Below are 19,492 nucleotides of genomic sequence, written 5' to 3'. Positions count from 1 at the left end.
CAGCCGGGCCACGATGTCGTTGGCCTCGGCCGCGTCGGCGGCCCAGTGGACGGTGCCGCCCGCCGCCGTCACCGCCTCCTCGACCCGCACCAGATAGTGGTCGAGATGGCGCAGCGTGTGGTCCTTGATCCGCTTCCCGGCCTCCCGCAGCGCCGCCCAGTCGTCCAGCTCCGCCACCGCCCGCGCCCGCTTGTCCCGGATCGTGCGCGTCGCATGCCGCAGATTCCCCCGCAGCGTCGCATCACGCACGGCCTCCCGCGCCGCCTCGGGAAAGGACGGCATCCCCATGAAGGTCCCACTCATCGCAGCGGCTCCTCTTCCGTGCTCGCCAGGATCTCCGCGAGGTGCAGGGCCCGTTGGGGCGCGTCCCGGCGGCGCAGCATGCCGCCGATGTGCATCAGACAGGAGTTGTCGGCACCGCACAGCACCTCCGCGCCCGTCGACTCGGCGTTGCGCACCTTGTCCGCGCCCATCGCCGCGGACACGTCGGCGTTCTTCACGGCGAAGGTGCCGCCGAAGCCGCAGCACTCCTCCGCGCCCGGCAGTTCGATCAGTTGCAGTCCCTTGACCGCTTGCAGCAGCCGGCGCGGCCGGTCCCCGAGACCGAGCATGCGCAGTCCGTGGCACGACGGGTGGTACGTCACCGTGTGGGGGTAGTACGCGCCCACGTCCGTCACCCCGAGCACGTCGACGAGGAACTCGGTCAGTTCGAGGACGCGGGGCACGAGGGTCGCGGCGGCGCCGGCGAGTTCCTGGCCGCGTCCTTCGGCCGCCGCCTTGGCGCCGATCCGCGGGTAGTTGTCGCGGACCATGGCGACGCACGAGCCGGAGGGGGTGACGACGTGGTCGTAGCCGTCGAAGGCGCGGGCCGTGCGGCGCACCAGGGGTTCGGTCGCGCGCCGGTAACCGGTGTTGTACTGCGGCTGGCCGCAGCAGGTCTGGTCGGCGGGGAAGTCCACCTCGATCCCGAGGCGTTCGAGCACCTTGACGGTGGCGATCGCCGTGGACGGGTAGAGGGCGTCGTTGACGCAGGTGGCGAAGAGGGCTACGCGCATCGGGGTTCCGTTCGGGCAGGGGTGAGCCTGGCGGCTGCCGCGTCCCAGGCGGCGCCGTCGCCGCGGGGGCTGTAGCGCCTGAGGTGCTGGGTGGAGGCGACGAGCCGGCGCATCGCGGGAAGGTCGGCCACCAGCCCGGCCGCTCTGGCCTGGACGAGGATGTTGCCGAGGGCGGTGGCCTCGGTAGGCCCGGCGATGACGGGCAGGCCGGTGGCGTCGGCGGTGAGCTGGCAGAGCAGGTCGTTGCGGGAGCCGCCGCCGACGAGGTGGATGTGGGTGATGTCGCGGCCGGCGAGTTCGGCGGCCTGCCTCAGGGTGCGGCGGTGGGCCAGGGCGAGGCTCTCCAGGATGCAGCGGACGACGGCACCCTGGCTGTCGGGGACCGGCTGCTCCGTGCGGCGGCAGTGGTCCCGGATGCGTTCCGGCATGTCGCCGGGGGCGAGGAACTCGGGGTCGTCCGGGTCGATGACCGCCCCGAACGCGCGGCAGCGGGCGGCCTCGGCGAGGAGTTCGGGGATGTGCGTGGGCAGTCCCTGCGCGCCCCAGGTCCGGCGGCACTCCTCCAGCAGCCACATGCCCATGATGTTGCGGAGGTAGCGGACGGTGCCGTCCACGCCCAGCTCGTTGGTGAAGTTCGCGGCCCGGGAGGCCTCCGTCAGGACCGGGGCGTCCAGTTCGAGTCCGGCCAGCGACCAGGTGCCGCAGGAGATGTAGGCGAAGTGCGGCTCGGTGGCCGGGACGGCGGCGACGGCGGAGGCCGTGTCGTGCGAGGCGACGGTGACGACCGGGGTGCTCGCGTCGAGGCCGGTGTGGTCGGCGACGTGCGGCAGGAGGGTGCCGGCCGGGTCGCCGGGGCGGCGCAGCGGCGGCAGCAGGCCGGGGTCGACGGAGAGCCGCTCGAGGAGCTTGGCGGACCAGGTGCCGGTGCGGGCGTCGAACAGCCCGGTGGTGGACGCGTTGGTGACCTCCGCGCCGATGGATCCGGTCAGCCAGTGGACCAGCAGGTCCGGGATCAGCAGCAGGGTGCGCGCGGCACGCAGCTGGCTGCTGTCGGCGGCCGAGGCGAGCTGGAAGACGGTGTTGAACGGCAGGTGCTGCAGCCCGGTGATCCGGTACAGCTCCTCGGGGCCGACGTGGTGCCGGACCCGTTCGGCGGCGTCGTCGGTGCGGCTGTCCCGGTAGTGGTACGGGGTGCCGAGGAGTACGCCGTCGGCGTCGAGGAGTCCGTAGTCCACCGCCCACGTGTCCACGCCGATGGAGACGACCGAGCCGGCCCGGGCGGCTTCCCGCAGTCCGTCGAGGACTCCCTGGAAGAGGGAGAGCAGGTTCCAGTGCAGTCCGTCGGGCAGGCGGACGGGGGTGTTGGGGAACCGGTGGGCCTCGGTCAGGTCGAGGTTGTCCGGTCCGACACGGCCGAGAATCACCCGTCCGCTGGTGGCCCCGAGGTCGACCGCGGCGAACGCCGAGGGGAAGGCCGAGGAGGCCGGGGTGGTGGTCACGTGGTGGTACCTCCGCTGTGCGCGGCGAGGAGTGGTCGGACGGGGAGGGAGAAGGGGAGACGAAGAAGGCAGGGGGCGAAGAGACGGGGCCGGTCCGCCGGCCCGTGGTGCGCCCTGATGCCGCTGCGCGGGCCGCACCGGCATCAGGGCTGCTGCGGGGTCAGCGCAGGAAGGCCGCGGCGACGCCCGCGTCCACCGGGATGTGCAGCCCGGTGGTGTGGGTGAGGTCGCCGCCGGTGAGGGCGAAGACCGCGTTCGCCACGTGCTCGGGCAGGACCTCGCGCTTGAGCAGCGTGCGCTGGGCGTAGAACTCGCCCAGCTTCTCCTCCGCCACGCCGTACACGGCGGCCCGCTCGGCGCCCCAGCCGGCGGCGAAGATGCCGGAGCCGCGGACGACCCCGTCGGGGTTGACGCCGTTGACGCGGATGCCGTGCTCGCCGAGCTCGGCGGCCAGCAGGCGCACCTGGTGGGCCTGGTCGGCCTTGGTCGCGCCGTAGGCGATGTTGTTGGGGCCCGCGAAGACGCCGTTCTTGGAGGCGATGTAGATGATGTCGCCGCCGAGCTTCTGGGCGGTCATCACGCGGGCGGCCTCGCGGGAGACCAGGAAGGAGCCGCGGGCCATGATGTCGTGCTGGAGGTCCCAGTCCTTGGCCGTGGTCTCCAGCAGCGGCTTGGAGATGGAGATGCCGGCGTTGTTGACGACCAGGTCGACGCCTCCGAAGGCGAGGACCGCCTCGGCGAACGCGGCGGCGATCTGCTCCTCGCTGGTGACGTCCACGGTGACGGCCACGGCCTTGTCCGGGCCGCCGAGTTCCTCGGCGACGGCCGAGGCGTTCGTGGCGTCGAGGTCGGCGACCACCACGCAGGCGCCCTCGGCGACGAGCCGGTGGGCGATGGCCCGGCCGATGCCCGAGCCGGCGCCGGTGACCAGGGCGACGCGGGTGGCCAGCGGCTTGGGCGCGGGCATCCGGCGCAGCTTGGCCTCCTCCAGCTCCCAGTACTCGATGCGGAACTTCTCCGACTCCTCGATGGGGCTGTAGGAGGAGACGGCCTCGGCACCGCGCATCACGTTGATCGCGTTGACGTAGAACTCGCCGGCGACCCGGGCGGTCTGCTTGTCCTTGCCGAAGGAGAACATGCCCACGCCGGGCACGAGGACGATGGCGGGGTCGGCGCCGCGCATGGCGGGCGAGCCGGGGACGGCGTGCCGCTCGTAGTAGGCCCGGTACTCGGCGCGGTACTCGGTGTGCAGCTTCTGAAGGCGGGCGACGGCCTGCTCCAGCGGGGCGTCGGCCGGCAGGTCCAGGACCAGCGGGCGGACCTTGGTGCGCAGGAAGTGGTCGGGGCAGGAGGTGCCGAGGGCCGCGAGGCGCGGGTGTTCGGCGCGGGAGAGGAAGTCCAGCACGACCGCGTCGTCGGTGAAGTGGCCGACCTGGGGGCGGTCGGCGGACGCGAGGGCGCGGACGTGCGGGGCGAGGGCGGCAGCGCGGGCGCGGCGCTCCTCGTCGGGCAGGGGTGCGTACCCGTCGGTCACCGGTCCGAAGGGTTCGGGGCGGCCCCGCTCTGCGAGGAAGGCCTCGGCGGTGCGGATGATGTGGAGCGAGTTGGCCTCGCACTCCTCGGAGGTGGCGCCCCACGCGGTGATGCCGTGGCCGCCGAGGACGCAGCCGACGGCCTGCGGGTTGGCCTCCTTGACGGCGGCGATGTCCAGGCCGAGCTGGAATCCGGGGCGCCGCCACGGCACCCAGACGACCTTGTCGCCGAAGCACTCGGCGGTCAGCTTCTCCCCGTCGGCCGCGCAGGCCAGCGCGATGCCGGAGTCGGGGTGCAGGTGGTCCACGTGGGCCGCGTCGACCAGGCCGTGCATGGCGGTGTCGATGGACGGTGCGGCGCCGCCCTTGCCGTGCAGGCAGTAGTCGAACGCGGCAACCATCTCGTCCTCGCGCTCGACGCCGGGGTAGACGTCCTTCAGCGCGTGCAGCCGGTCGAGCCGCAGGGCGGCCAGTCCCTCGGCCTTCAGGGTGCCCAGGTCCCCGCCGGAGCCCTTGACCCACAGCAGCTCCGTCTCGCCGCCGGTGACCGGGTCGGTGGCGGTGCCCTTGGCGGACGTGTTGCCGCCGGCGTAGTTGGTGTTGCGGGGGTCCGAGCCCAGCCGGTGCGAGCGCGCCAGGAGCCCGGCGACTTCGGGGTGGATGGCGGAGGCCATGGTGATCTTTCCTTCGGGGTGGGATGACGACGGGGGTGCGGGGCGCGAGGGACTCCGGGGGACGGTTACGCGCCCCAGCCGGCCTGTTCGCCGCCCACGCGCTCGGCGGCGATCCGCTCCTGCCAGCCGCTCGCGCGGTAGGCGGCGACCGGGTCGGGGTGCAGGCCCTGCTCCTCACGGACCTCGGCCAGCAGCGGACGCACGTCGGTGTTGTAGGCGTCCATGAGCACGGCGTTGGCGGCCAGGACGTCGCCCTCGGCCTGCGCCGCGGTCAGCGCCCCGGCGTCGACGAGCAGGGCCTTGGCGGTGGCCTCCTGCACGTTCATCACGGAGCGGATGACGGCGGGGATCTTGGCCTCGATGTTGTGGCACTGGTCGAGCATGAAGGCGACGCCGGCGGCGGGGTCCAGCCCGCCGTTCTTGACGACCTCGTGCATGATCCGGAAGAGCTGGAAGGGGTCGGCGGCGCCGACCATCAGGTCGTCGTCGGCGTAGAAGCGGGAGTTGAAGTCGAAGCCTCCCAGCTTCCCCTCGCGCAGCAGGAGGGCCACGATGAACTCGATGTTGGTGCCGGGCGCGTGGTGGCCGGTGTCGACGACGACCTGCGCGCGGTCGCCGAGCTTGAGGCAGTGCGCGTAGGCCGTGCCCCAGTCGGGGACGTCGGTCGTGTAGAAGGCGGGCTCGAACAGCTTGTACTCCAGGAGGATCCGCTGGTCGTCGCCGAGGCGCTCGTAGACGGCCCGGAGGGCTTCGGCCAGGCGGTCCTGGCGGGCGGCGACGTCGTCCTGGCCGGGGTAGTTGGTGCCGTCGGCGAACCACAGCTTGAGATCGCGTGAGCCGGTGGCGTCCATGATGTCGACGCACTCCATGAGGTGCGCGAGCGCCTTGCGCCGCACCGTGGCGTCGGGGTGGCAGACACTGCCGAGCTTGTAGTCGTCCTCCTGGAACACGTTGGCGTTGATGGCGCCCAGTTCCAGGCCGCGGTCCTTCGCGTGGGCGGCGAGCGCCGCGTAGTCGTCCACCTTGTCCCAGGGGATGTGCAACGCCACCCGGGGGGTGATGCCGGTGAACTCGTGCACCTTGGCCGCGTCGTCGAGTTTTTCGCGAGGTGTGCGCGGCACGCCGGGCTGCGCGAACACCTTGAAACGCGTTCCGGAGTTGCCGTAGCCCCAGGAAGGCGTCTCGACCCGCTGGTGGGCGAGTGCGGTTTTCACGGCAGTGATGTCAGGCATGTCCACCTCTGAATACGCAAGTTGCCCCGTCGTGGGGCATGTGCAGGACCCGGTGTGTGAATCGATTCAGGACGCCGCTGAAACTAGCCCGTGACCAGAACGCCGTCAAGGGGTCGCGGAGAGCTTGGGCGACTCTGTTGCCGGAACACGGGCGCACAGCGCCACAACCGGCCCGACAGCGGGTGACTGCGCAGTTCATTGGGGCTTCCAGGCGCCCCCGTCGACCCGGTCCGCAACTTCTCGCGACTGGGGGACGCTCAGACCCTTGACGTTCCGGACAGGCTGAAGCTAGCTTCCGGGCAACCCCGTTGAAACATTTCACAGCGGGGTTCCCCCGGCACACGTACTGGAGAGAACCCATGACTCATCCCGAACCGGAGACCACTCCGGTGCTCGCCCTGGAGGGAGTGAGTAAATCCTTCGGCGCCGTCCGGGCCCTGCGCGGCGTCTCGCTGCGACTCCACGCGGGCGAGGCCCACGCCCTGGCGGGCGAGAACGGCGCCGGCAAGTCCACCCTGATCAAGACTCTCGCAGGCGTGCACCGTCCGGACACCGGCACGGTCCTCCTCGACGGCAAGCCGGTGGACTTCCACAGCCCGGCCGACGCCCGCGACGCGGGGATCGCCGTGATCTACCAGGAGCCGACACTCTTCCCCGACCTGTCCGTGGCGGAGAACATCTTCATCGGGCGGCAGCCGCGCCGCGCCCTGGGCCGGGTGGACCACCGCGCGGTCAAGCGGGCCGCCTCCGACCTCTTCGCCCGCCTCGGCGTCGCTCTCGACCCCGACCAGCCGGCGCGCGGTCTCTCCATCGCCGACCAGCAGCTCGTGGAGATCGCCAAGGCCCTGTCCTTCGACGCCCGCGTGCTGATCATGGACGAGCCGACGGCGGCCCTCACCGGCAGCGAGGTGGCCCGGCTGTTCGGCGTGGTCAAGACACTGCGCGAGCAGGGATCGGCGGTGCTGTTCATCTCGCACCGCCTGGAGGAGATCTTCGAGCTGTGCCAGCGGGTCACCACGCTGCGGGACGGTGCCTGGATCGCCAGCGAGCCCCTCTCCGACCTCGATGAGGACGGCCTGGTGCGGCGCATGGTCGGCCGCGATCTCGAGGAGCTCTACCCCAAGCAGGAGACCCGGATCGGCGAGGTCGCCCTCAGCGTGCGCCGGCTGACGCGCGAGGGGGTGTTCACCGACGTCTCCTTCGACGTCCGCCGCGGCGAGATCCTCGGCCTGGCCGGACTGGTCGGGGCGGGCCGCAGCGAGGTGGCCCGGGCCGTGTTCGGCATCGACCGCTTCGACGGCGGCGAGGTCGAGGTGCTCGGCCGGAAGCTCCCGCCGGGGGCGCCCAGTCTCGCCATGGCCGCGGGCATCGCCCTGGTGCCCGAGGACCGCCGCGCCCAGGGCCTGGTGATGGACATGTCCATCGAGCGGAACATCGGCCTCACCGGCTTCGCGGCCACCTCCCGTGCCGGGCTGATGAACCGCCGGGCCGAACGCAGCCGCGCCGTGGACTGGGCGACCAGGCTCCAGGTCAAGTACGCCCGGCTGGCCGACGTCGTCGGCACGCTCTCGGGCGGCAACCAGCAGAAGGTCGTCCTCGCCAAGTGGCTCGCCACGGCACCCCAGGTGCTGATCGTCGACGAGCCGACCCGCGGCATCGACGTCGGGACCAAGGCCGAGGTGCACCGCCTGCTGTCCTCGCTCGCCGCCGACGGCGTGGCCGTCCTGATGATCTCCTCCGACCTGCCGGAGATCCTCGGCATGGCCGACCGGGTCCTGGTGATGCACGAGGGCCGGCTGACCGCCGACATCCCCCGGGCCGAGGCCACCGAGGAAACCGTGATGGCAGCCGCGACCGGGCGCGCCGACCGAGGGAGGAAGGCGGCATGACCACGACCGTCGAGCCGGTGCGCCAGGACGTCGCACCCGAGTCCGTCGCCGCGCGGCGGCTCATGGACAAGATATTCAAGGCCCGTGAACTGGCCGTGATCGCCGTACTGGTGGTCATGCTCGGCGCCACCCAGCTGTCCAACGGCGAGTTCCTGTCGCAGCAGGGCATCAAGGACCTGCTGCTGAACGCGACCATCCTGGTGCTGGTCGCGATCGGCCAGGCGATGGTGGTGATCACCCGCAACGTCGACCTGTCGGTCGGCTCGGTGCTGGGCATCTCCGCCTTCGCCGCGGGCCTCTACCTCCAGGACGGCGGCAGCGCACTCGTCGCGGTGCTGATCGCGGTGGCGATCGGCGCGCTGTTCGGCGTCGTCAACGGTGCGCTGGTGAGCCTCGGCAAGGTGCCGGCGCTGGTGGTGACCCTGGGCACCCTGTACATCGTCCGCGGCATCGACTCGATCTGGGTCGGCTCCCGCCAGATCACCGCGAGCGACCTGCCCGGCGGCTTCGTCGACTTCGGCCACGACGGCATCTCCGTGGTGCCCTACCTCGCCCTGCTCACCGTCGCCGTGCTGGTCGTCGTCGCCTACTACCTCCGCAGCTACCGCAGTGGCCGCGACATGTACGCCCTGGGGTCCAACCCGGAGGCCGCCCGGCTCGCCGGTGTCCCCGTCCGGGCCCGCGTCATGACGGCCTACGTGGTGTGCGGCGCGCTCGCCGGACTGGCCGGCGCGCTCTACCTCGCCAGGTTCGGCAACGTCGACTCCAACACCGGCAGCGGCTACGAGCTCATGGTGGTCAGCGCCGTGGTCGTCGGCGGCGTCGCCTTCACCGGCGGCTCGGGCACCGTCTACGGCGCCGCGCTCGGCGCGGTGCTGCTGACCTCCATCAACGGTGTGCTCCCGGCCCTGGGCGTCAGCTCGGTCTGGGTCACCGCCATCAACGGCTTCCTGCTGCTGCTCGCCATCGCCGTCGACCGGGTCCTGGCGCTGCGGGTCGCCGGGGCGCTGCGCAAGAAGGCCGCACAGACGAGGAGTGCCCGTCATGCCTGACACCACCGCCAAGTCCCCCGCGCTCTCCCGCCTCGGCGGGGCGGTGCGCTGGGACACCTCGGTCGGCCTCCTGCTGGTCGTCCTGCTGATCTGCTCGTTCTCCTTCGTCGAGAACTTCGGCAACGCCCTCAACGTGTCCTTCCTGATCGGCAACACCCTGCCCATCGCGCTGATCGCGCTGCCGATGGCGATGCTCGTGGTGTCCGGCGAGGTGGACCTCTCGGTGGCTTCCACCGCCGGCCTCTCCAGCGCCGTGATGGGGGCGCTGTGGAACGCGGGCATGGCGATCGAGACGATCATCCCGCTGTGCGTGCTGCTCGGCGTGGTGTGCGGCCTGGTCAACGGGCTGCTCGTGACCCGGCTCGGACTGCCGTCGCTGGCCGTCACCATCGGCACGCTGGGCGCCTACCGGGGCATCGCGCAGATCGTGCTCGGGTCCGACTCGGTGACCGACTTCCCGGCCCAGTACCTGGACTTCGGGGCCGGCCGGTTCGGTGACACCTTCCTCCCGTACGCCGCCGTGCCGTTCGTCGTGCTGCTGGCGATCGCGGTCGTCCTGCTGCACGCCACGCGCTTCGGCCGCTCGCTGTTCGCCGTCGGCTCCTCCGAGGAGGCCGCCCGCTTCGCCGGTGTCCGGGTCAAGCGGCTGAAGCTGGCCATGTTCGTGTCCACGGGCGTGGTATCCGCCCTGACCGGCGTGTTCTGGACGCTGCACTACGCCAGCGCCCGCTACGACAACGCGACGGGCCTGGAACTGTCCGTGATCGCCGCGGTGCTGCTCGGCGGCATCGACTTCGACGGCGGCAAGGGCACGCTCGGCGGCGCCGTCGCCGGTGTGTTCCTGCTCGGCACGATGCAGAACGTCATGAGCCTGCTGAACGTCACCGCCCAGTCCCAGACCGTCGCCACCGGCGTGCTGCTCGTCGTCTCCGTGCTGGCTCCGCGGATCGGCCGGCAGATCTCCCAGGCCCGCGCCAGGGGGCGGACGGCCGCCTCCCCACCGGTGACGGCCCCGTCCTCATAGCCCTGCTGTCCTCGCGTCCCGGAACCCCTCCGGCCCGCCGTCCACTCCCCCGCCCGCACAGGTAAAGGAACACCTCATGTTCGGCACCACCGCCAGACCACGTCGCCTCTCCCTCGCCCTCGCCACCGTCACCGCCCTCGCTCTCGGCGCCACCGCCTGCGGCGGCACCACCAAGGACGACGCGTCCGAGGACGGCGGCAGCGCGGCGGTCGGCAAGGCCGACCCCAACGCGGCGACCAAGAAGGGCCTCACCGTCGCGTTCCTGCCCAAGCAGGTCAACAACCCCTACTTCACCACCGCCGACTCCGGCGGCAAGAAGGCCCTGGACGAACTGGGCTCCAGCTACAAGGAAGTCGGCACCAGCAGCGGCACCGACACCGCCGGTCAGGTCAGCTACGTCAACACGCTGACCCAGCAGCAGGTCGACGCCATGGCCGTCTCCGCGCAGGACCCCGGCGCCCTGTGCACCGCGCTCAAGCAGGCCATGCGGGGCGGTGTCAGCGTCGTCACCTACGACTCCGACACCAACAAGGACTGCCGCCAGGTGTTCGTCTCCCCGGCCTCCACCGAGGACCTCGGACGTACGCAGGTCGAGCTGCTGTCCCAGCAGATCGGTGGCAAGGGCGAGATCGCGATCCTGTCCGCCGCGCAGACCGCGACGAACCAGAACGCCTGGATCGACGTCATGAAGCAGGAGCTGAAGAAGCCCGCCTACAAGGACATCAAGCTGGTCAAGGTCGCCTACGGTGACGACGACGCCCAGAAGTCGTTCCAGCAGACCCAGGGCCTGCTCCAGGAGTACCCGAACCTGAAGGGGATCATCTCCCCGACCACCGTGGGCATCAAGGCCGCCGCCCAGTACCTGTCCGGCTCCAAGTACAAGGGCAAGGTCAAGCTCACCGGTCTCGGCACCCCGAACGACATGCGCGCCTACGTCAAGAACGGCACCGTCGAGGCGTTCGAGCTGTGGGAGCCGGCCAAGCTCGGCGCGCTCGCCGCGCACGCCGCCGTCGCCCTGGAGTCCGGACAGATCACCGGCCAGAAGGGCGAGACGTTCAAGGCCGGCGACCTGGGGAGCTTCACCCTGGGCGAGGACGGCGTCGTCTCGCCGGGCGAGCCGACCGTCTTCGACAAGGCCAACATCGACCAGTACGACTTCTGATCCGCAGCGACTTCCGTGACGACTGCGGTGGGGCCCCGGCGAGCGCCGGGGCCCCACCGTCGGCAGCAAGGTGATCCGATGCAACGCGTCTGTTTTCTGTTGAAGGTCCGCGCCGAGAAGGCCGCCGAGTACCGTGAACGCCACCGTGACGTGTGGGCGGACATGCGCGCCGCCCTCACCCAGGCCGGCTGGCGCAACTACTCCCTCTTCCTGCGGGAGGACGGCCTGCTCGTCGGCTATCTCGAGACCGACGACTTCGAGGCGGCCCGCGCGGCCATGGACGCGACCGAGGTGAACGCCCGCTGGCAGGCCGAGATGGCGGAGTTCTTCGAGGAACTCGACGGGCGGGCGCCCGATGCCGCCATGCGCCCTCTCACCGAGGTCTTCCACCTGGCGTGAGCCGGCGTCCCGGCCCCGCAGGACGAACGCTTCCCCGCACCGGTTCGACGGCGGGGAGAGAACAGCAGGAGACAACACACATGACGCACTCCACGCCGGTGGTCGGCATCAAGGACGTGGCACGGGAGGCGGGTGTCTCGGTCGGCACGGTGTCCAATGTGCTCAACCAGCCCAGCCGCGTCTCGCAGCGGACGCGGCGTCATGTGGAGCAGGTGATCGCGCGTCTGGGCTATGTGCGCAGCGAGTCCGCCCGGCAGCTGCGGGCGGGCCGCAGCCGGGTCATGGCGGTGCTCGTCCTGGACATGGGCAACCCGTTTTTCGTCGACCTGGCGCAGGGAGCGGAGCGCACGGCCCGGGACGCGGGCCTCGCCGTCACGCTGTGCAACAGCGCGCAGAGCGCGCGGAAGGAGGCCGAGTATCTCGACCTCTTCGCCGAACAGCGGGTCCGCGGGGTGCTGGTCACGCCCGCCGATCCCAGTGGGCGGAGCCTGGGCGACTTCCGCCGGCACGGCATCCCCTACGTGCTCGTTGACCGGGTGGCGGGGGACGAGGAGGGCTGCTCCGTCTCGGTCGACGACATCGCCGGCGGCGCCATGGCGGTCCGGCATCTCACGGGTGCCGGGCACCGCACCATCGCCTTCGTCAGCGGGCCGCCCCATCTGAAGCAGGTGCAGGACCGCCGGACGGGGGCCTTGAACGCCGTCGGCGAGGCCGGTCTGCCCCCCACGGCGTTGCAGGAACTGCCCACCGAGCGCCTCGACGTGGCCGCCGGCCGGGACGCGGGTGCCAGGCTGCTGGGTCTGGCGGCGCGGCCCACCGCGGTCTTCTGCGCCAACGACCTGCTGGCGCTCGGCGTGCTCCAGTTCATGTACACGGCCGGCGTCAAGGTCCCGGACGACATGGCCATCGTCGGGTACGACGACATCGAGTTCGCCGCCGCGGCGACCGTCCCGTTGACGTCCGTGCGTCAGCCCGCCCGTGCCATGGGCGCGATGGCGGCGGGCCTGCTTCTCCAGGAGGCCGGTGACCGGGCGGACGAGCACCGGCACCAGCACGTGGTCCTCCAGCCCGAGCTCGTCGTCCGCGGTTCCAGCCTGCCGACCCGCTGACACCGTGCGCCGCACGCGCACAGCCCGGCGGCGGTGGCGTCGCACGACGCCACCGCTGCCGCTCGTTCAGGAGCCGTCGGCCGCGTACACCGAGGTGAACGTCCAGTCGCCCGAGCCGACCTCGTAGACGGCCTCGCCCTGCTCGGTCCGCAGCGGCTTCGCTCCGTCGGGGGCGGCGACGCGTCCCCCGGTGAACGGCACATGGACCTCGGCGGTGCTGCCGGCGGGCACGCTCAGCCGCAGCCGGTAGCGGTCGCCGTCGCGCTTCCAGTCGGTGCCGACGGTGCCGTACGGCGTGCGGTAGGAGCCGGACGCGGAGGTGAGGTCGCCGACGACGGCCGGGTCGATCAGCAGCTTGCGGTAGCCGATGGAACCGGGGGCCTGTTCGATGCCGGCGACCCGGTCGGTGAACCAGGCGTCGATGGCGCCGAGCATGAAGTGGTTCTGGGACTGGCCGGGGCCGCCGTCCCAGGACTCGCCGAGCGTGGTGTTGCCGTGCAGGACCTGGTAGCCGTAGCTCGGGCTGGTGGTCTGCGTGGCGATCGCGTGGATGACGTCGTCACGGCCGGCCGCGGAGAGCACGCGGAAGGCGGCCGGCAGGGAGATCTCGCCCAGCACCAGGTGGTGGTCGGCCTGCTCCACGCTGGTGACGAAGTGGCCGAGCAGCCGCTCGCGCTCACCGGCCGGGACGGCACCCATGTCCAGCGCGAGCGCCTCGGCGCCGTGGCCGCCGCCGCCGAAGGTGCCGGTCGCCCGGTCGTAGTACTTGGCGGTCAGGGCCTCGGCACTGGCGTCGGCCTTGGCCCGGTAGGAGGCCGCGCCGTCCTCGTCCCCGAGGACGCCGGCGATACGGCTCAGGGCGTCGACGACCCGCCAGTAGCCGTAGGTGCCGGCCACGGCGCGCGGGAAGGTCCGGTCGGGGGTGAACCAGTCGCCGAGGCCGTAGTCGAGGATGCCGTCCTTCACCTGCTGCTCCAGGAACGCCGCGTACCGCTGCATCTGCGGGTAGTACGTGGTGAGCGTGTCGCGGTCGCCGTAGGTGGTGTAGAGCTGCCAGGGCACGAGGACGAAGGCGCCGCCCCAGTTGGCGTCGTTGCGGTAGCCGCCCGGCAGGTTCGTGTACTCGGGGACGGTGCTCGGGATCAGGCCGTCCCCGGTCTGGGCGTCGGACATGTCGCGCACGAGCTTGCGGAAGTACGCCTCCATGTCGTAGTTGCCGGTGAGGACGGGGAAGAGCAGCTGGTTCTGCTCGAGCCAGCCGAGCTTCTCGCGGCTCGGGCAGTCGGTGAGGACGCTCATCATGTTGCCCTCGATCGACCGGCGGATGATCGAGTGGATGCCGTTGACGAGTTGGTTCGAGCTGGTGAAGTCGCCCGAGGAGGCGTTGTCGGTGTGCAGGACCTTGCCGCGCACGGCGACGGTCGCGTTCTCGGGCAGGCCCTTGAGTTCCAGGTAGCGGAAGCCGTGGTAGCTGAACTTGGGATGCCAGGTCTCCGAGCCGTCGCCGCGGGTGGTGTAGGTGTCCCACAGCGGGCCGCCGACGTTGCTGATGGACTGGAAGGCGTGGCCGTCCTTGAGGCTCTCCGCGGGAAGGATGCGGATGTCGGTGCCGGCCGGGGCGGTGACGGTGATCTCCGGCCAGCCGGCGATGTTGCGGCCCAGGTCGAAGATCCGGCTGCCCTCGGCCGCGCCCTCGGCCTCCTTGCCGGTGAGCGTCTCGATCACGCGGACGGGTTCGGTCTCACGGGCGCTGAGGACGGCGGGGTCGGTGGCCGTGCCGGGGCCGGACACGGTGGCCGCCGCCTTCCAGGCGCCCCGGTCCTGGCCGGGCTTGTTCCAGTCCGGGATCGCGCGGCGGGCGTCGTAGTCCTCGCCGCCGTACCAGTTGGAGGAGGTGGTCGCGCCGAGGGTGGTGCGCCAGTCGCCGCCGCTGGCGATGCGGCGCACGGTGCCGTCGGCGAGCGTGATCTCCAGCTGGGCGACGAGTTTCGGGTCGCTCAGGTTGCCGTACAGCTTGCGGTAGCGGTCGGCGGTGCTGACGACGTTGGACATGCCGTTGCCCAGCTCGATGCCGAGGGTGTTGCGGCCGGAACGCAGCCGGTCGGTGACGTCGTAGGTGGCGTACTGGAGGCGCTCGGCGTAGTCGGTGTTGGCGGGTTCGAGGACGGCGTCGCCGACCGGCTCACCGTTGATGCTCGCGTCGTGGATGCCGAGGCCGGACACGTACAGCCGTGCGCTGCGCACGCTCTTCGGCAGGGTGAAGTCCTTGGTGAACAGCGGCAGTCCGGCGGGCAGGTACGGCGTGGGCGGCTGCTGTCCGGTGACCCGCGCGGCCTCGGTGAACGGGCCGGTGGGCGCGTCGCCGGTGGAGACGGTGTAGTCGACGGGGAAGTTCGGCACCCGGCCGTCGTCGGTGAGGACGTCGGCGCGCGGGTACAGGGCGATCTGGTCGAAGCTCTTGGCCGACTTGAGGTCCAGGGTGAGCACGACCGGCGCGTCGGAGACGTCGGGGCCGGTGTGCGGCGGGCTGGAGTAGCCGGCGGCCGTCTGCAGGGCGCTGTTGGGCAGTCCGTCCACGGCGAGGGCGGGTTCCCAGGTCTTGCGGACGGTGCTGGTCTCCGACGCGGTCACGGCGGCGCCCTTGGCGAGGCCGGTGGTCGCGCTCGCGGAGTCGCGTACGTCGATCTCGCCGAGCTGGAGGCGCCAGGACTCGGCGGGGAAGTCGTCAGCGAGCGGCAGGCCGAGCCGGGTGACGTCGAGGCGGACGTAACGGGCCGTGGTGCGCGGCAGGTCGACGACGACGGGCTCGACGGTGCGCTTGCTCAGCTGCCAGTCGGGGTGGGTGATCCAGTCCGCGTCCCAGTCCTGCCGCTTCGTCAGGCCCGTCTCGAACGCGGCGGGTTCGCTCCACCCGGAGGCGCGGCCGGTGTCGGCGGACCAGAGCATGACCCGCCAGTAGACGCGGGTGCGGGAGCCGAGTTCCTTGCCGGCGTAGGTGGTCTGCGGGACGCCGGAGCGGACTCTGCCGGAGTCCCACAGGTCCGGCTTGCCCTGTCTGAGCCTGCTCAGGGAGCCGGCCACCTGCACCCGGTACGCGGACTGCACGACGCCCGCCGCCCGGCTGGTGATGTTCCAGCTCAGGTAGGGGGTGGTGTCGTCGATGCCCAGGGCCTGCGCGAGGTGCTGGGTGCGCAGCTCGGCCGGCGCGATGCGGGCGGGGGGCCCGGCGTCCGCGGTGACGGCCGTGGGCAGCACCGTGACGAGTGCGGTGAGGCCGGAGGCGACGAGGAGGGCGGGGCGCCGGTGGGCGCGCCGGGCGAGCGCTCTGCTCATGGGGTGCTCCTTGCGGGTGCGGGGCGGGGCGGACGCTGCCGGGTCAGACACGGTTCAGGACGGCCGTGACGCGGCGGTAGGGCCGCAGGGTCACGGGGCCGAGCAGGCCCGAGGGCAGCGGCTTCTTGCGTTCGTTGGAGAGGGTGTTGGAGACGCGGACGGTGATCGTGTTGCGGCCGGTCCGCAGGACGTCTGTGACGTCGGCGGTGTAGGGGCTCCACAGCAGCGGCGGCAGCTCGGTGCCGTTGACGGTCACCCCGGCGACTTCCCGGACGGTGCCCAGGTCGAGGTTGAAGCCGCGCCCGTCGAGGGTGTCCCGGTCCAGGTCGCAGGTGGTGGTGTAGGTGCCGCTGCCGGAGAACAGCGGGTCGAGGTCGGTCCAGCTGCCCAGAGAGCGGGTGACGGGCGTGGCACCACCCTTGTCCAGGGTCAGCGTCCAGTCGCCGCCCAGGTCCACGGCGTGCAGCGGGTCGGTGACCTCGGCGGTGCCGCGGTAGGTGTGCCGGTCGTCGGTGCCCGCCAGGGGGTAGCTGCCGGGCGCGTCGGCGACGGCGGTGACGTGCAGCGTGTCCTTCCTGGCGGTGACGTCCTCCACGGGCAGGGCGGCGTCGGTGAGGTGGGCGCCGGGTCGGGTGGCGGCGCGGACGACGATCGCGAGGGTCTCGTAGGGGCGCAGGCGCAGCGGTACCCGCAGGCCGCCCCTCCCCCGGTCGCGGCGGTACACGGGTGCGGGCCGGGCGATGCCGGTGGCGGGGTCCCACAGCTCCGGGACGCCGGTGGCCGGGAGTGCGGCGACCGTCTCGACGGCCTGTCCGCTCTCGTTGTTGACGAGGAACGCGATGTCCTTGCCGCGGGTGGTGCGCAGGATGCGGACCGCTTCGGCGGGCGGTTCGAGCACGGCGGCGGCGACGCCGGCCGCGTGCGCCGCCTCCCGCAGGCCGGTCACGTCGGCGACGCGTACGGCCGTGCCGGCGCCGGTGCGGCGGCTGCCGGGCAGCTGCTCGCCGAACAACGCGGACAGCGCGCGTTCCAGGCCGCGGTCGCCGCCGTTCGCCTCGTCCCCGGGCAGTTCGCCGACGGCGACGACGGTGCCGCCGCCGCGGACGAAGGCCGTGAGTGTCTTCACGGCGGCGGCGTCGAGCGTCGGGGTCGGCGGCAGGACGGCCAGGTCGTAGCGGGCCTCGCCGACGGTGAGCCGGCCGCCGCGGGTGGTGGCGTGGGCGAGGAGGCCGCGGTCGCCGCTCAGTGCCCCCTCGTGCACGAGGTCGAAGTCGACCTGGGCGGCCTCCAGGGCGTACGCGACGTCGCCGAGCGCGCTGTCGACGGCGCCCTGCCGGTCGGTGCCACGCCACTGCTCGGCCGCCCGCTGCGGCTGGACGAGCGCGGTCCGTGCGGCGGACGTGCCGCGGACGGCCTCCATCACGCGGCCGATCCAGTCGGCGAGCGGTTCCATGGCCCACCACCAGGGGGCGCGCGGGCCGAACGGCGGGGGGAAGTACACCCGGGTCTCGTCGGTCCACAGCGCGTGCAGCACGGTGAGGTTGATGCCGCGGGCGGCGTTCGCGCCGACGAGGGCGCGGGCGAAGTCGGGTGCGACCTGCCAGCCCATGTTGCCGAAAGCCTCCAGCAGGGCGCGGTCGCGGCCCATCTGGTGGGCGACGCTGACGGGGTTGCGCGGGATCATCGTGGGTTCGCCGGCCACGTACTCGGCGGTGATGATGTCGCCGCCGGGGATCTGCGCCCACTGGTGGACCTTGTGCAGGTCGCCGGTGGAGGCGATGCGCTTGGAGGGCGATGTCTCGTCGTACAGCGGGTTGGTGATGAGGGCGACGTTCCGCTTCTCGTACCAACGGGACTGCTTCTCGAAGTACACGGCGAAACGGTCGGAGACGGCCTGCCAGTAGCGTCCGCGGGCGATGCGGCCGTCGCGGCCGAGGTCGTCGAAGGCCGAGGCGTACGCGGTGCCCGGTTCGACGCCGACGGCGTGCAGCGCGTCGTGCAGCGTCGGCGACCAGGGCAGGCGCTTGAAGTGGGCCTCGGCGGAGGCGAAGTAGGGTTCGTCGTCCCAGAAGCCCGGCATGACGTTGCCGAAGTAGCGGCCGAAGCGGCGGTGGTACTCCCCCGGGACCATGTCGAGGAACAGGTCGACGGGTTCGTCGTCGAGCAGGTCGACGTAGCTGCGGCTGTAGCCCTGGCTGTCGTCGATGAGGGGGCTGCCGCCGAAGACGTCGATCTGCCAGCGGCCGGCGGGGACCTTCCAGGTGCGTCCGGCCGTCAGGTCCGCGGTCAGTTCCACGAGGCGGTCCGTGCCGGTGGCGCCGACGGGGCGGGCGACGGCGGCGACGGGTGCGGCGGTGCCCTCGGGCCGCGGGCGGGCCGGGAAGTCGCCGGCGGCGGCCGGGTCGCCGTAGGTCTGCTCGTACAGGGTGGTGCCGTCGGGGGCGGTGACGGTCAGGCTCTCCCACAGGGCGCGCTGCCCGTCGACGGCCCGCACGCCCACGCTGCCGGTGGTGCGGGCGGTGTCGGTGACGGTGCCCTTGTCCTTGCCGTCGAGGGTGACGGCCACGGCGTCGCCGCGGACGGTGACGACGAGGGTGTGGAACTTGGTCTTGTTGAAGCCGTCGGTGCGGCTGCTGCGCGCGAGTTCCTCCGGCGCCGCGCCGTCGGCCAGGCGCAGGACGGTGACGACGCCGGTCTGGTCGAACTCCACGGCGTAGCCGTCGGTTCCGCTCGCCGAGGCGCGGACGACGAGCCCGGCGGCGCCGTGCTCGGCCTTGGCGCTGCCGGTGACGGTGCAGTCGGTCCAGCCCGCGCCCGCGCTCAGTACGGCGACTCCGCCGAGGACGTCGGCGTCGGCGACCAGGCGGCCGGTGTCGACGCCCACCCCGGTGGTGGCGGTGAGCTCGGCGGAGGCGGGCCCCTCGACGACGGTGGTGGACCGCCACAGTGCCTTGAGCCTCAGGTCCGGCCGGGGTGCGTAGGTGCGGGAGCCGACGGTGCCGCCGGTGACGATGTACTCGTCGGCCCGGCCGCTCGGGAAGTGGTCGTCGTTGAACAGCCAGACCCGCATGCCGGTGCGCTCGGCGACCCGCAGGACGTGGCCGACGATCGCGAACCAGTCCTCGCTGAAGAACACCGGCTGCATCTCGGCGTTGTCGAAGGGGAAGAGGATGACCTCGAACATGCCCTTGTCGCGGAGGTCGGCCATCTGGGTCTCGACCAGTTCGGGGGTGACGGGCCCGTTCCAGTACCAGTAGACCGTCGGCCGGCTGTCCCGGCGGGGGTCGGCGAAGTCCTCGGGGGCGAAACCGGACGTGCGGGCGACTCCGGCGGCGGCCGCCGGCTGCGCGGCGCGGGCGGTGGCGGCGGCGCCGGGCAGGCCGACGGCGAAGACGGCTCCTGCGGTTCCGGCGGCCACGACGAACCGGCGTCTGGTCAGGTCGGATTCGGACATGGGGAACTCCCTCGTTCAGGGGGATGTCGGGGGGGCGCGCCCGTGCCGTGCGGCACCGGGCACGTGGGCGCCCGGGTC

At 72.1% G+C, this 19,492-nt stretch carries 12 protein-coding genes and 1 pseudogene; 6 read left to right on the top strand and 7 right to left on the bottom strand.

From position 1 onward, the window contains the following. From IEZ05_RS31125 to rhaI, 5 genes and pseudogenes are all read right to left on the bottom strand, one after another. Window positions 1-303, bottom strand: a pseudogene (locus IEZ05_RS31125) (lactate utilization protein); the annotation flags it as partial. Beyond that, a complete protein-coding gene (locus IEZ05_RS31120) occupies window positions 300-1,055 on the bottom strand; it encodes a (Fe-S)-binding protein (RefSeq protein WP_189233633.1) in 756 nt (251 codons plus the stop codon). The pseudogene IEZ05_RS31125 and the gene IEZ05_RS31120, both read right to left, overlap by 4 nt. Continuing rightward, window positions 1,046-2,554, bottom strand: coding sequence for a rhamnulokinase (locus tag IEZ05_RS31115; RefSeq protein WP_229869938.1), 1,509 nt, complete (start codon window positions 2,552-2,554; stop codon window positions 1,046-1,048). Before IEZ05_RS31115 ends, IEZ05_RS31120 begins: the two co-directional genes overlap by 10 nt. A gap of 160 nt (window positions 2,555-2,714) precedes the next feature. Beyond that, entirely contained in the window at window positions 2,715-4,760 is a 2,046-nt protein-coding gene (locus IEZ05_RS31110; RefSeq protein WP_189233631.1) for a bifunctional aldolase/short-chain dehydrogenase, read from the bottom strand. A gap of 65 nt (window positions 4,761-4,825) precedes the next feature. Beyond that, entirely contained in the window at window positions 4,826-5,992 is a 1,167-nt protein-coding gene (rhaI, locus tag IEZ05_RS31105) for an L-rhamnose isomerase (RefSeq protein WP_189233630.1), read from the bottom strand. Window positions 5,993-6,351: 359 nt separating this feature from the next. Here rhaI and IEZ05_RS31100 point away from each other — a divergent pair, with 359 nt between their 5' ends. The 6 genes from IEZ05_RS31100 (at window position 6,352) to IEZ05_RS31075 (ending at window position 12,627) form a co-directional block, all read left to right on the top strand. After that, the gene (locus IEZ05_RS31100) at window positions 6,352-7,881 is read left to right on the top strand and encodes a sugar ABC transporter ATP-binding protein (RefSeq protein WP_189233629.1); all 1,530 of its coding nucleotides are present in this window, start codon (window positions 6,352-6,354) and stop codon (window positions 7,879-7,881) included. Beyond that, window positions 7,878-8,933 (top strand): ABC transporter permease, encoded by a 1,056-nt coding sequence (locus IEZ05_RS31095; protein ID WP_189233628.1) that lies wholly within the window; start codon window positions 7,878-7,880, stop codon window positions 8,931-8,933. The genes IEZ05_RS31100 and IEZ05_RS31095 overlap by 4 nt, the downstream gene beginning before the upstream one ends. Beyond that, entirely contained in the window at window positions 8,926-9,957 is a 1,032-nt protein-coding gene (locus IEZ05_RS31090; RefSeq protein WP_189233627.1) for an ABC transporter permease, read from the top strand. Before IEZ05_RS31095 ends, IEZ05_RS31090 begins: the two co-directional genes overlap by 8 nt. Window positions 9,958-10,033: 76 nt before the next feature. Further along, a complete protein-coding gene (rhaS, locus tag IEZ05_RS31085; RefSeq protein ID WP_189233626.1) occupies window positions 10,034-11,119 on the top strand; it encodes a rhamnose ABC transporter substrate-binding protein in 1,086 nt (361 codons plus the stop codon). A gap of 78 nt (window positions 11,120-11,197) precedes the next feature. After that, entirely contained in the window at window positions 11,198-11,518 is a 321-nt protein-coding gene (locus IEZ05_RS31080) for an L-rhamnose mutarotase (protein WP_189233625.1), read from the top strand. Window positions 11,519-11,598: 80 nt separating this feature from the next. Next, complete coding sequence (locus IEZ05_RS31075; protein ID WP_189233624.1) at window positions 11,599-12,627, top strand: LacI family DNA-binding transcriptional regulator; 1,029 nt, start codon at window positions 11,599-11,601, stop codon at window positions 12,625-12,627. 66 nt (window positions 12,628-12,693) lie between these two features. On the opposite strand, the gene IEZ05_RS31070 is transcribed toward IEZ05_RS31075, so the two are convergent. Beyond that, on the bottom strand, window positions 12,694-15,960 hold the full coding sequence (locus IEZ05_RS31070; RefSeq protein ID WP_189233623.1) for a family 78 glycoside hydrolase catalytic domain: 3,267 nt from the start codon (window positions 15,958-15,960) through the stop codon (window positions 12,694-12,696). A 43-nt stretch (window positions 15,961-16,003) separates the two neighbouring features. Next, complete coding sequence (locus tag IEZ05_RS36870; RefSeq protein WP_189233622.1) at window positions 16,004-19,414, bottom strand: glycosylhydrolase-like jelly roll fold domain-containing protein; 3,411 nt, start codon at window positions 19,412-19,414, stop codon at window positions 16,004-16,006. Between the last annotated feature and the right edge of the window lie 78 nt (window positions 19,415-19,492).

The organism is Streptomyces flaveolus (assembly GCF_014648815.1).
In the GTDB taxonomy this organism is placed as follows: domain Bacteria; phylum Actinomycetota; class Actinomycetes; order Streptomycetales; family Streptomycetaceae; genus Streptomyces; species Streptomyces flaveolus.
The sequence above is the reverse complement of the archived record's forward strand: the minus strand, read 5'-3'. Positions and strand labels throughout refer to the sequence as shown.